10 protein-coding genes, 1 tRNA gene and 1 rRNA gene are annotated in these 8,987 nt (G+C 59.9%); all 12 read left to right on the top strand.

Annotated features, from left to right (window positions below):
* Positions 1 to 114: ribosomal RNA gene (gene rrf, locus KW824_RS20180) — 5S ribosomal RNA — on the top strand.
* Positions 115 to 220: 106 nt separating this feature from the next.
* A tRNA-Thr gene (locus KW824_RS20175) sits at positions 221 to 296 on the top strand.
* Positions 297 to 529: 233 nt separating this feature from the next.
* Positions 530 to 1,774, top strand: a complete 1,245-nt coding sequence (gene codB, locus KW824_RS20170; protein WP_218410838.1) for a cytosine permease — start codon at positions 530 to 532, stop codon at positions 1,772 to 1,774.
* Positions 1,768 to 3,033: a cytosine deaminase gene (locus KW824_RS20165; protein ID WP_218410837.1), complete on the top strand. Its 1,266-nt coding sequence runs from the start codon at positions 1,768 to 1,770 to the stop codon at positions 3,031 to 3,033. Before codB ends, KW824_RS20165 begins: the two co-directional genes overlap by 7 nt.
* Before the next feature lie 89 nt (positions 3,034 to 3,122).
* Complete coding sequence (gene crcB, locus KW824_RS20160) at positions 3,123 to 3,500, top strand: fluoride efflux transporter CrcB (protein WP_005328863.1); 378 nt, start codon at positions 3,123 to 3,125, stop codon at positions 3,498 to 3,500.
* 65 nt (positions 3,501 to 3,565) lie between these two features.
* Complete coding sequence (ubiE, locus tag KW824_RS20155) at positions 3,566 to 4,318, top strand: bifunctional demethylmenaquinone methyltransferase/2-methoxy-6-polyprenyl-1,4-benzoquinol methylase UbiE (RefSeq protein ID WP_041206685.1); 753 nt, start codon at positions 3,566 to 3,568, stop codon at positions 4,316 to 4,318.
* 8 nt (positions 4,319 to 4,326) lie between these two features.
* The gene (locus tag KW824_RS20150) at positions 4,327 to 4,935 is read left to right on the top strand and encodes an SCP2 domain-containing protein (RefSeq protein WP_218410836.1); all 609 of its coding nucleotides are present in this window, start codon (positions 4,327 to 4,329) and stop codon (positions 4,933 to 4,935) included.
* Positions 4,935 to 6,575: a ubiquinone biosynthesis regulatory protein kinase UbiB gene (gene ubiB / locus KW824_RS20145; protein ID WP_005328868.1), complete on the top strand. Its 1,641-nt coding sequence runs from the start codon at positions 4,935 to 4,937 to the stop codon at positions 6,573 to 6,575. The genes KW824_RS20150 and ubiB overlap by 1 nt, the downstream gene beginning before the upstream one ends.
* Before the next feature lie 40 nt (positions 6,576 to 6,615).
* Positions 6,616 to 6,864, top strand: a complete 249-nt coding sequence (tatA, locus tag KW824_RS20140; RefSeq protein WP_025328841.1) for a Sec-independent protein translocase subunit TatA — start codon at positions 6,616 to 6,618, stop codon at positions 6,862 to 6,864.
* A gap of 3 nt (positions 6,865 to 6,867) precedes the next feature.
* Entirely contained in the window at positions 6,868 to 7,335 is a 468-nt protein-coding gene (gene tatB, locus KW824_RS20135; RefSeq protein WP_218410835.1) for a Sec-independent protein translocase protein TatB, read from the top strand.
* Entirely contained in the window at positions 7,332 to 8,087 is a 756-nt protein-coding gene (gene tatC, locus KW824_RS20130) for a twin-arginine translocase subunit TatC (RefSeq protein ID WP_005328872.1), read from the top strand. The genes tatB and tatC overlap by 4 nt, the downstream gene beginning before the upstream one ends.
* Positions 8,088 to 8,198: 111 nt before the next feature.
* Entirely contained in the window at positions 8,199 to 8,984 is a 786-nt protein-coding gene (locus tag KW824_RS20125; protein ID WP_005328873.1) for a TatD family hydrolase, read from the top strand.
* The last annotated feature ends 3 nt before the right edge of the window (positions 8,985 to 8,987 follow it).

Here is an 8,987-nt window from a genome sequence, read left to right as displayed (position 1 = left end):
CTGGCGGCCATAGCGCCGTGGAACCACCTGATCCCATGCCGAACTCAGAAGTGAAACGCGGTAGCGCCGATGGTAGTGTGGCATTCGCCATGCGAGAGTAGGACACTGCCAGGCTTCAATTAAGCAATCACAGCGATGTGGTTGGTCGCGATACAACGTCAGGTTGTGTTGGACAAAAGATTTAGATAGCGCACACAGTGCGGTCTTTACCGGTTAGTGTGCTGATATGGCTCAGTTGGTAGAGCGCATCCTTGGTAAGGATGAGGTCCCCAGTTCGACTCTGGGTATCAGCACCATGAAAACGAAAGCCTCCCTGAAAAGGGAGGCTTTTTTGTTTCTGTCAGTTTCTTCATTTCTTGTGATATTCCTTGTCCCATGCTCCCTATGCTTGCAATCAGCGTTTTTAAGCTGATGTTACTCGCTTGACTGCTATTGATATTTTTATCCATATATTTGGCCGTACTTGATTGACGTAAAACGTTTTACCTGTAAAATCCGGCGCGTTTTGCCTATTACGTGGAGAGAGAACATGGCGCAGGATAATGAATACTGTTTGGGGGCGGTTCCCGCCAAAGGGCGCAAAGGTGTGCTGTCGCTGATGTTGGTGATGCTAGGCTTGACGTTCTTCTCTGCCAGCATGTGGACTGGCGGGGCGCTGGGTACCGGGCTGGCGTTCGATGACTTCATCAAGGCGGTACTGATCGGCAACTTGTTGCTGGGGATCTATACCGCCTGTCTCGGTTATATCGGTGCTTCAACCGGTCTCTCTACCCACCTACTGGCCCGTTACTCCTTTGGGGTGAAAGGTTCCTGGCTACCTTCTTTACTCCTGGGTGGTACTCAGGTCGGCTGGTTCGGTGTTGGCGTGGCGATGTTTGCGCTGCCGGTGCAGAAGGCGACCGGGATCGATGTGAACTGGCTGATCGCTATTTCGGGCATGCTGATGACGGTGACCGTCTACTTTGGTATTTCTGCCCTGATGGTACTGAGCTTTGTCGCCGTACCAGCCATTGCACTGCTTGGTGGCTACTCGGTCTGGCTGGCGGTGACCTCGACCGGTGGCATGGCGGCGTTGCAGCAAGTGCAACCAAGCAATCCCATCGAGTTCTCCACGGCGCTGACCATGGTGGTCGGTTCCTTTATCAGTGCAGGAACCTTGACCGCCGACTTTGTTCGATTTGGTCGTAAACCCTGGGGCGCCGTCATGATTACCATGGTGGCGTTTTTTTTGGGCAACACTCTGATGTTCGTCTTCGGTGCAGCTGGTGCGGCAGTGACCGGGCAGGCTGATATATCGGAAGTGATGCTGATGCAAGGGCTGCTGATCCCCGCCATTCTGGTGCTGGGTCTCAATATCTGGACCACCAACGACAACGCCCTCTACGCCTCTGGCCTCGGTTTTGCCAACATTACCGGCCTCAAGAGCAAGCCACTCAGCGTGATCAACGGGTTGATTGGTACCGCATGTGCCCTCTGGCTCTACAACAATTTTGTCGGCTGGCTGGCCTTTTTGAGTACGGCAATCCCGCCGATCGGTGGCATTATCATCATGGATTTCCTGCTCAATCGTGAACGTTATCGCCAGTTTGCCGATCAACAGTTCGAGGCGGTACGTTGGCAGGCACTGGTCGCCACGGCAGTCGGGGTGGCTGTTGGTAAATGGCTGCCAGGCATAGTGCCACTCAACGCGGTATTGGGCGCCGCCTTCATCTATTTCATTCTGGTTCGCCTCACCCAGCGACCGGTTCTGGTACAGGAGGCTAGCAAATGCTGATTCAACATATTCGTTTTGCCGATCGGGAAGGGTTGTGGCAGATCCGCTGTCAGGATGGGGTCATCACCGCCATTGAACCCCATGACGAACATGCCGTCGCCGGTCGGGTGCTGGACGGGGAGGGCGGTCTGGCCATTGCTCCCTTTATCGAACCCCATATTCACCTTGATACTACCCAGACGGCGGGCGAGCCGAGTTGGAACCTCTCCGGCACCCTGTTCGAGGGGATCGAGCGCTGGGCCGAGCGCAAGGCGCTGCTGACCCACGAAGATGTGAAGCGGCGCGCCATCCAGACGCTGAAGTGGCAGATCGCCAACGGCATCCAGTTTGTCCGCACCCACGTCGATGTCTCCGACCCCAATCTGGTGGCCCTGAAAGCCATGTTGGAGGTGAAGGAGGAGATGAAGGCGTGGGTCGAGCTGCAGATCGTCGCCTTCCCGCAGGAGGGGATCCTCTCCTATCCCAACGGCAAGGCATTGCTGGAGGAGGCGCTCAAGCTGGGGGTCGACGTGATCGGCGCGATCCCCCATTTCGAGTTTACTCGGGAGTATGGGATAGAAAGTCTGCATTACGTCTTCGATCTTGCCGAGAAGTATCAGGTTCTGGTGGATGTTCACTGTGACGAAATCGATGACGAGCAGTCTCGCTTCATCGAGACGCTGGCGACCCTGGCTTACGAGCGCGGTATCGGTCATAGAGTCACCGCCAGCCACACCACCGCCATGCACTCCTACAACGGGGCCTATGCTTCCCGCCTGTTCCGGCTGCTCAAGATGGCGGACATCAACTTCGTCGCCAATCCGCTGGTGAACATTCACCTGCAGGGGCGTTTCGATACCTACCCCAAGCGTCGCGGCATCACCCGGGTGAAGGAGATGCTGGAGGCAAACATCAACGTCTGCTTCGGCCACGACGATGTGTTCGATCCCTGGTATCCCATGGGCACGGCCAACATGTTGCAGGTGCTGCACATGGGACTCCATGTCTGCCAGATCATGGGTTATGAGCAGATCAACGACGGCCTGAAGCTGATCAGCAGCCACAGCGCCCGCACCCTGAACGTGCAGGATCGCTATGGCATCGAGGTGGGCAAACCGGCCAACTTGCTGATCCTGCCTGCCGACAACGGCTTCGATGCGGTGCGTCGTCAGGTGCCGGTGCGCTACTCCATCCGCCACGGCCGCGTGATTGCGCAGACCCGCCCCGCCCAGACCTCTCTTCATCTGGAGCAGATCGAGCCGGTAGATTTTCGCCGATGAGGTGGTCCCCCCGCACAGATTAATTGCCCAGCTATCCCCGCTTGCCGGCATTTTGCATAATGTCGGCCTGACACTTATGGAGCTGCCCCATGCAAACCTGGTTATTTGTCGCTGCAGGCGGCGCCATCGGCGCCTGCCTTCGTTTTGGTATCGCCGAGTTGATGGCACTGCTGCTGGGACGCCACTTTCCTTACGGGACTCTGGTGGTCAACGTGGTGGGGTCTTTCATCATGGGCATTGCTTTTGCACTCATCAGTCAGGGCCACGTGGTGGAACACCCCATGAAACCACTGCTGATGGTGGGTATCCTCGGTGCCCTGACCACATTTTCTTCTTTTGCCCTCGATACCGTGGTGCTGGCTCAACACGGAGCCTATCTGAAGGCACTGCTCAATATCGGTCTCAATCTGTTCCTCTGTCTGGCCATGGTGATGCTGGGGATGCAGTTGGTTGCCAGCCGGGTTTAAGGTGTCCGCGGGTCACCGGCTCTGGTAAACTGGCGGCCATTCTTTGCTCTATGGGTGTTTTAGGGATGTCGGAACAGACTAATACTACGCATTTTGGCTATAAAACCGTGGCGGCGACCGAGAAGGAAACTCTGGTGGCTGGCGTCTTCCATTCGGTGGCGGCCAAGTATGATCTGATGAACGATCTGATGTCATTCGGCATTCACCGCCTGTGGAAACGCTTCACCATCGACTGCTCCGGTGTGCGCAAGGGTCAGAAGGTGCTGGATCTGGCCGGTGGCACCGGCGACCTGACCGCCAAGTTTTCCCGCATCGTCGGCGAATCCGGCCAGGTGGTGCTGGCGGACATCAACGACTCCATGCTCAAGGTGGGTCGCGACAAGCTGCGCAACCTGGGGGTGGCGAACAACGTCTCCTACGTGCAGGCCAATGCCGAGGCACTGCCCTTCCCGGACAATCACTTCGACGTCATCACCATCGGCTTTGGCCTGCGTAACGTGACCGACAAGGACAAGGCGCTGGCCTCCATGTTCCGGGTGCTCAAGCCGGGTGGTCGCCTGCTGGTGCTGGAGTTCTCCAAACCCGCCAGCGAGGTGATCGCCAAGCTCTACGATCTCTACTCCTTCAAACTGCTGCCGAAAATGGGCGAAATCGTCGCGAACGATGGAGAAAGCTACAAGTACCTGGCGGAATCCATTCGCATGCATCCGGATCAGCAGACCCTGGCGGGCATGATGGAGCAGGTCGGCTTCGAGCAGGTGGAGTTCTACAACCTGACTCAGGGCGTGGTCGCCCTGCACCGTGGTTACAAGTTTTAAGGTCACCTATGCCGATGGATGCCATGGTCACCGCGGTGATCGAAACCAGCCTCAACCAGTTGCTGAGCCTCGACAAGCAGAGCCCGGCGCGGCTGCGCAAGCTCGTGGGCAAGGTGCTCAAGCTGGAACTGCGTGAACTCAAGCCGCTCTGGTTTGTCTTCTCCGAACGTCGACTGGACGTGCTGGCCCGCTATGAGGGGGAACCCGACGCCGTGCTGAGCCTCTCGCTGACGGCGATCGGCCTGCTGAAAGATCCTTCCGCCCTGACCCGCTACATCCGCGAGGAGAAGCTGGACTTGAGCGGCGACCCCCAACTGGTGCAAGCCTTCAGCGCCCTGCTGGGGGAGCTGGACATCGACTGGGAAGAGGAGCTGTCGCGCTATACCGGCGACGTGCTGGCTCATACCCTGTGTGGCAGCGCCCGTCAGGCCCGTCGTGTGGTAGGCCGCGAGCTGTGCCGCTCCCAGCGTCAGCTGGCCGATTTCCTCACCGAGGAGGCCCGTCTCGCTCCTGGCCCGCTGGAAGTGGCCAGCTTCAACGACGACGTCGAGGTGTTGGCACAACAGATGAAGGCGGTCGAGTTACGGCTGGCCCGACTCGAACAACAGGTGATCTGATGACCCCGAAGGAGTTCAAGCGCCTCTATCGCATCGTCAGCATTCTGTTGGAGCAGGGCATCGACGAGCTGGTGCCCGCCCGTTATCAGCCCTGGCCAGGACGCCTGGTGCGCCGCAGCCTGTTCTGGCTCAAGAACAAGCAACCTGAGCTGTGCCGGGGCGCCCGCATTCGCCTCGCCTTCGAGGCCCTGGGCCCCATCTTCATCAAGTTCGGCCAGATGCTGTCGACCCGCCGGGATCTGCTGCCGCCGGACATCGCCGAGGAGCTGGCCCTGCTGCAGGACAGGGTGCCCCCCTTCTGCGGACAGGAGGCCAGACGCCAGATCGAGGCGAGCCTGGGCTGCTCCATCGAAACCCTGTTTGACGACTTCGACGAGACGCCGCTGGCGTCTGCTTCCATTGCCCAGGTGCATACCGCCCGCCTGAAGGAGAATGGCCGGGAGATCGTGATCAAGGTGATCCGTCCCGACATCGAGCCCATCATCGAGGCCGACCTGCGCCTGATGCAGGCGCTGGCCCGTCTGGTGGCCCGTTTCGTGCCCCAGAGCGCACGGCTGCGTCCCGTCGAGGTGGTGGAGGAGTACCGCAAGACCATACTCGACGAGTTGAACCTGATGCGGGAGGCGGCCAACGCCATCCAGCTGAGGCGCAACTTCACCGGCTCGGAGGCGCTCTATGTGCCCGAGGTGTACACGGATCACTGCCGCGAGCAGGTGCTGGTGATGGAGCGCATTTACGGCATTCCGGTCTCCGACATCGCCGCGCTGGAAGCCAACGGCACCAACATGAAACTGCTGGCGGAGCGCGGGGTGGAGGTGTTTTTCACCCAGGTGTTCCGTGACAGTTTCTTCCATGCGGACATGCACCCGGGCAACATCTTCGTCTCCTATGAGCACCCGGAGAATCCACTCTGGATCGGCATCGACTGCGGCATAGTCGGCACCCTGAACCGGGAGGACAAGCGCTATCTGGCGGAGAACTTCCTCGCCTTCTTCAACCGCGACTATCAACGGGTGGCGCAGCTGCACGTGGAGTCCGGCTGGGTACCGCCCGACACCAAGGTGGACGAGTTCGAGTTCGCCATCCGCACCGTGCTGGAACCCATCTTCGAGAAGCCGCTCTCCGAAATTTCATTCGGTCACGTGTTGCTCAACCTGTTCAACACCGCCCGTCGCTTCAACATGCAGGTACAGCCCCAGCTGGTGTTGCTGCAGAAGACCCTGCTCTATGTGGAAGGGCTGGGGCGTCAGCTCTATCCCCAGCTAGACCTGTGGCAGACCGCCAAGCCCTACCTGGAAAGCTGGATGCACCAGCAGGTGGGCCCCAAGGCGGTGCTCAATGCGATCAGGGAGAAGGCCCCCTTCTGGGCGGAGAAGCTGCCGGAGCTGCCGGAGCTGGTCTACGAGACCCTGCGCCAGGCGCGGCATCAGCAGCACCACTTCGAGCAGATGTTTGCCGATTTTCGCCTGCACAGCCGCCGTCAGGGACAGGCCCGCTACCTCTTAGGGGTGGGAGCCAGCCTACTGTTGGTGGGTGTATTCTTGCTGACCCAGAAACAACATATTGAGTGGGGACAAATCAGTCTCGCCGGCGCCGGGTTATGCTGGCTGCTGGGCTGGTTGAAGACCCGCATTCATTAATTAAACTGCGCCATCAGGCGCCTATCCTGGAGAGAAAGTCATGGGTGGTATCAGTATTTGGCAATTGTTGATCATCGCAGTCATTGTCGTGCTGCTGTTCGGTACCAAGAAGCTGCGCGGTATCGGTGGCGATCTGGGGGCGGCGGTGAAGGGGTTCAAGAAGGCGTTGTCCGATGATCCGGCCGATGCCAAGCCTGAGCAGAAGGATGCGGAGTTTCCGGCCAAGCAGCTGAACGAGACGGCCAGCAGTGCCGAGACCGCCAAGCAGAAAGACAAAGATCAGGCCTAAGCCATGTTCGACATCGGTTTTTGGGAACTGGTCGTCATCGGTGTCGTCGCACTGGTGGTGCTGGGGCCAGAGCGGTTGCCGGTCGCCATCCGTACCGCCAGCCACTGGATCAGGCTGATCCGCAGTACCGCCAACTCGGTCAAGACCGAGCTGGAGCAGGAGCTCAAGTTGCAAGAGCTGCACAATGATCTGAAGAAGGCCGAGCAGTTGCAGATGAACAACCTGAGTCCAGAGCTGCAGGAGTCCATCGAGCAGTTGAAGGCGGCGGCCCAGTCGGTGAACCGTCCCTATCAGCCACAGCAGGAAGCGCAGAACGAGATCCGCCCGCCACGCCCCGAGCCGGTCGCCCAGGCTGAACCCGTCGCCCCGGTGGCGCCTGCGGTGCAGCTGACCGCGGTGCCGCCGGTCAACAGCCAGCGCGAGAGCGAGCCAGTCAGCGAGTCGGCTGGCAAAGGGGAGGTGAAGCCATGAGTCAGGCCGAGCAACCCCTGATCAGTCATCTGATCGAGTTGAGAACCAGGCTGATGCGAGCCCTGGTGGCTATCCTGCTGGCGTTCGTCGCGCTCATCTATTTCTCCAACGACATCTACGACTTCGTAGCCCGGCCGCTGCTCAGCCAGCTGCCTGAAGGGACCAGCATGATAGCGACGGATGTGGCGACCCCCTTCATCACGCCCATCAAGCTGACCCTGGTGGTCTCCTTCTTCCTGGCCATCCCCTATCTGCTCTATCAGGCCTGGGCCTTCATCGCCCCTGGCCTGTACCAGCACGAACGACGCCTCGTCATGCCGCTGGTGGCTTCCAGTGCCGTGCTCTTCTATGCCGGCATGGCGTTCGCCTATTACGTGGTGTTCCCCCTGGTGTTCGGCTTCTTCACCAGCACGGCCCCCGCCGGGGTGACGGTGGCGACCGACATTGCCAGCTATCTGGACTTCGTGCTGACCCTGTTCTTCGCGTTCGGGGTGGCGTTCGAGATACCGGTGGCCACCATACTGCTGTGCTGGACCGGGGTCACCACCCCCAAGAGCCTGAAAGAGAAGCGTCCCTACGTCATCGTCGGGGTGTTCGTGGTCGGCATGCTGCTGACCCCGCCCGATGTCTTCTCCCAGACCCTGCTCGCGATCCCCATGTGGGCCCTGTGGGAGATAGGTCTGTTCTTCGCCCGCTTCTATGTGAAGAAAGAGGACGAGGAGGAGCAGGAACAACCGGAAGAGGGGAGCTGAGGCTCCCTTCCTCTTTTCATGCATCCGTTCGAGGCGTATGGTAAGGCCCCATTGAGTAGATGGTTTTCAAATACCTGATATGTCTTCCTTTTATTCGGACCCGCTAACCTCATGATCGACATCGGTGTAAACCTGACCAGCAGCCAGTTTGCAGGCGAACAGGCCGACCTGGTGGCCCGCGCCCGCGCCGCCGGGGTAGAGGCGCTGATCCTGACCGGCACCGATCTGGCCGGCAGCCGCGAGAGCGCGGAGCAGGCCGCCGAATGGCCCGGTTACTGCTTCTCCACCGCCGGGGTTCATCCTCATGATGCCAAGAGCGTGGATGAACAGACTTTGCCCGCCTTGCGCACGCTGGCGGCGCTGCCGCAGGTGGTGGCCATCGGCGAGTGCGGCCTCGACTACAACCGCGACTTCTCCCCCCGTCCGGTGCAGGATGCGGTATTCGACGCCCAGCTGGAGCTGGCCGCCGAGCTCGGGATGCCGGTGTTTCTCCACTGCCGTGATGCCCATGCCCGTTTCATCGAGATCCTCCGTCCCTGGTTGCCCAGGCTGCCGGGAGCTGTGCTGCACTGCTTCACTGGGTCGGATGAGGAGCTGGACCAGTGCCTGGCGCTGGGGCTGCATATCGGGGTGACCGGCTGGCTGTGCGACGAGCGCCGCGGCCAGTTGCTGCGCGAGCAGGTGGCGCGCATTCCCGCCGGTCGGCTGATGATCGAGACCGATGCTCCCTATCTGGTGCCAAGGGATCTGAAACCCAGACCGAAACGCAACGAACCCGCTTTTTTGCCGCACATCGCCCAAGTGGTGGCGGCCTGCCGTGGTGAAGCGCCCGAGGCCTTGCTGGCCCATACCCGGGCCACCTCCGCCGCATTTTTCCAACTTCCTCTTTTGGAGTGATTC

Source organism: Aeromonas sp. sif0611 (genome assembly GCF_019218845.1).
In the GTDB taxonomy this organism is placed as follows: Bacteria; Pseudomonadota; Gammaproteobacteria; order Enterobacterales; family Aeromonadaceae; genus Aeromonas; species Aeromonas media.
The sequence above is the reverse complement of the archived record's forward strand: the minus strand, read 5'-3'. Positions and strand labels throughout refer to the sequence as shown.

What these genes read in the sequence shown, in the direction of transcription:
- codB (WP_218410838.1), top strand. Translation starts at nt 530, where the DNA reads ATGGCGCAGGATAATGAATACTGTTTGGGGGCGGTTCCCGCCAAAGGG.
- KW824_RS20165 (WP_218410837.1), top strand. Translation starts at nt 1,768, where the DNA reads ATGCTGATTCAACATATTCGTTTTGCCGATCGGGAAGGGTTGTGGCAG.
- crcB (WP_005328863.1), top strand. Translation starts at nt 3,123, where the DNA reads ATGCAAACCTGGTTATTTGTCGCTGCAGGCGGCGCCATCGGCGCCTGC.
- ubiE (WP_041206685.1), top strand. Translation starts at nt 3,566, where the DNA reads ATGTCGGAACAGACTAATACTACGCATTTTGGCTATAAAACCGTGGCG.
- KW824_RS20150 (WP_218410836.1), top strand. Translation starts at nt 4,327, where the DNA reads ATGCCGATGGATGCCATGGTCACCGCGGTGATCGAAACCAGCCTCAAC.
- ubiB (WP_005328868.1), top strand. Translation starts at nt 4,935, where the DNA reads ATGACCCCGAAGGAGTTCAAGCGCCTCTATCGCATCGTCAGCATTCTG.
- tatA (WP_025328841.1), top strand. Translation starts at nt 6,616, where the DNA reads ATGGGTGGTATCAGTATTTGGCAATTGTTGATCATCGCAGTCATTGTC.
- tatB (WP_218410835.1), top strand. Translation starts at nt 6,868, where the DNA reads ATGTTCGACATCGGTTTTTGGGAACTGGTCGTCATCGGTGTCGTCGCA.
- tatC (WP_005328872.1), top strand. Translation starts at nt 7,332, where the DNA reads ATGAGTCAGGCCGAGCAACCCCTGATCAGTCATCTGATCGAGTTGAGA.
- KW824_RS20125 (WP_005328873.1), top strand. Translation starts at nt 8,199, where the DNA reads ATGATCGACATCGGTGTAAACCTGACCAGCAGCCAGTTTGCAGGCGAA.